This is a genomic window from Paraburkholderia sp. RL18-085-BIA-A, assembly GCF_046027075.1.
Classification (GTDB): domain Bacteria; phylum Pseudomonadota; class Gammaproteobacteria; order Burkholderiales; family Burkholderiaceae; genus Paraburkholderia.
This window is the reverse complement of sequence record NZ_JARESU010000338.1, coordinates 1-2,797: the sequence shown is the minus strand read 5'-3', so window position 1 is coordinate 2,797 and position 2,797 is coordinate 1. Positions and strand designations below refer to the sequence as shown.

The 2,797-nt window shown below is 56.2% G+C and carries 1 protein-coding gene and 1 pseudogene; one reads left to right on the top strand and one right to left on the bottom strand.

Annotation, left to right across the window (positions count from 1 at the left end; all coding sequences use genetic code 11):
* Nucleotides 1–115: 115 nt before the first annotated feature.
* Nucleotides 116–499 (bottom strand): annotated as a pseudogene (locus P0D89_RS52045) (IS6 family transposase); the annotation flags it as partial.
* Between the two features lie 321 nt (nt 500–820).
* Between P0D89_RS52045 and P0D89_RS52040 the strand changes: the two are divergent.
* On the top strand, nt 821–1,870 hold the full coding sequence (locus P0D89_RS52040) for a sugar-transfer associated ATP-grasp domain-containing protein (protein ID WP_408369074.1): 1,050 nt from the start codon (nt 821–823) through the stop codon (nt 1,868–1,870).
* Nucleotides 1,871–2,797: the final 927 nt, after the last annotated feature.

The window sequence follows — 2,797 nt, the reverse complement described above, 5'->3', positions numbered from 1 at the left end:
AATGCCTGCAGCAAGGGCCGTTCGTGGTCTCGCGATCTTATTCATCGTGTGCCGAAGCAAAGTTTAGTGCAGCCCGAACTTTACCGCGACATCGTTATTGCGACAGAACCGTTCTGATGGCCTTCGCGAAGAACGCCTTTGCTGCCGCCACATCGCGCCTGGCGCTGAGGCGAAAATCGATCGTCTTTCCCCCCCGGTCAACGGCGCGGTAGAGATAGGCCCATTTGCCGCGAATCTTCACGTAGGTCTCGTCGACCCGCCACGACTGACCGGCTGTCGCAGCCAACCGATTCCAGCGTTTGACGAACTCCGGCGTGTAGCGCTTCACCCAACGCAGGATCGTAGTGTGAGCGAGGGACAGGCCGCGTTCAGCCATCATTTCGACCAGGTCGCGCAGACTGAGCTTGTAGCGCAGATACCAACGCACACAAAGGCCGATGACTTCGCGGTCGAAATGACGTCCGTTGAACAACCATTCGAGATCTTTCAGCTTGCTCATTGGCTCGTGGTCGTCAAAAGCTCAAGGGTAACAGACCGACGCGCCGAAATTGCACCACAACCCTGCCCGACGCCGACAGCGCCTCCGGACCAGAACGGGTTTTGCAGATCCTTTTATACTCCAGCGGACTCCCTTCGGCTGCCTTCCATAGCATCTCTGGGTTATGCTGACGTATGGATCATCCTTTGAATGGTCACGGCGTGTCATAGTCTGTCATCGGCTCTCGCTTGTACGCCTACCGACTACAACATAACGATTATGAGCCTGCTGCTGAAAACATTTCTTCCTGATTCTCTTTGGCGATTGAATAGAGAAATCCGCATGCGAGTTGACGTCGAACGCCGGGCCACGGCGGCAGTAAAAAAGTTAGCGCGGTATAAATTCCATCGGGACCATGGCATCCAGGCGAGACAGATCCTGAGAACTATCGAAAAGCGTCGGGGAAAGACTAATCCGCGAGTGCTCAGGCAGATCGAGTCGTACGCGCAGGACGTCTTCGGCGACGCGGTCTACGCGCCGTGGCTACGCGTATATACGGCATTGAATGGCACGTTCAAGGAAGGTTGGATTCCAGATAATTATTATGGGGCTGTCGTGGTGCCGCGAATCAAAGGCTGCTACGGGAAAATCTCGGCGTTGAGGTGTGCCTCCAGACTGATTTTTCGCGATAGGTGCTTTCCAGACATCGGATACTTTGCTAATGGTCTGTTTTACACAGCAGAGAACACTTTCATATCTGATGATGAGCTTCAGCGTACCATCCTGGGTGCGGCTGACAGGATCGCTTTTAAACTGGACAATTCTGGACAGGGGAGAGGCGTGTTCATCCTTGACCGCCAGTCGTTTAATGCGGAGTTCATCCGCTCGATGGGCGGCAATGGCGTGTTTCAGCCCTTCGTCAGGCAGCACGAAGTATTTAACCGCTTTACCCCGGATTCTGTTGCGACCTTGCGCTTCACCACGGTCGTCGAGCCAGCAGGCGCAATTTCCCTTCGTGCGTGTTTCCTGCGACTGGGGAGGGCCGGTGAAACGCACATACAGACGGGCAGCGAGATCTGTGTTCCCGTGAACACATCGACAGGCGAGCTTGACCCGGTCGGTTATCTGAACGACTGGACGGATGTGCGCGAACATCCTGACACAAGGGAGAATTTTTTCGGCGTGACCGTTCCCGCATTCCGGGATTGCATCAAGAAGGTACTGGAACTGCATAGCAAGGTCCCATTCATCGGTTGCATCGGATGGGACGTGACTGTTGACGTCGGCGGAGACGTGAAGGTTCTGGAGTGGAATGCAGAGCATAACGATGTCCAGTTTGGCGAAGCCACGCAAGGACCGTGTTTTTCGGACCTTGGATGGGAGCTTCTGTAGTCCGGGACATTGACCGTGACCGGTGCACGCTCAGCGCGCCATTCGCGAATCGACGTCCACGCACCCGCCAGGAACGCGACGCACGCCAAATTGTGAGGCTCGAGTATTCGTTTCTCGCACCGACGACGTCCAACAAGCGTGGACCAGGAAGGTGTGGTGAATTGCGGATTCAGTGGGCATCGCATCCCGTAAGCAACCGGTCAGCGGCTGTAAATCGTCCGACACTCGCAACGTCTACGCGTGACGATCGCATCGATTGCCATTGCGCCTGACGACAACTGTTGAGCTCTCACGCCAGCGAGGGCGGACGATGGAGCCCAGGAGTGCGGCTGCATCCCTGCCCTCCTCCCGGCCGTCGGCGTTGGATGATCGCACGCCGACCCCGGTGTGGCGCGTGGTGCAAAGTCGCCTGAAAGGGTGCATGGCTCCAGCAGTCAACCCCTTCGGATTTTTGCGACAAGACCCGCCCGGGCTGTCGTTTTTCAGGTCAAAACGTGCGATATGGGTGGGACAAGTTCAGTTGAAACCCGGATATTTAAGACCGATCCCGACAGGTTGTGAGTGACAACTCTGCTTTATGTCAAATCTGGTCGACGAAAACAAAACCGCTCGCGGTGAGCTCTTGGTGATCCTCTAAAGATCGGCGCGTGACCGCGAAGACACGGTCGCGATAGAAGTGAGCGATGTCGCGGCCACCGCCCGATGCGCATGTTGCGCAAGACGCCTGACAGGCCTCGCATCGGATCCTGTGAAGCTGCGTGTCAGTGAATTGGACCGTGGCCATTATGAAGGCTGTGTCGTTCCCGAGATCAATGATCATATCAATGACGGCCAATGACGGCCCCAGATGCCGTGAAGCGGTTCAGTGCGGCCTTCCAGTCGCGGATCGGCATCGTCCACTTCTTGCTGATGTTGTTCAGGGCCAGG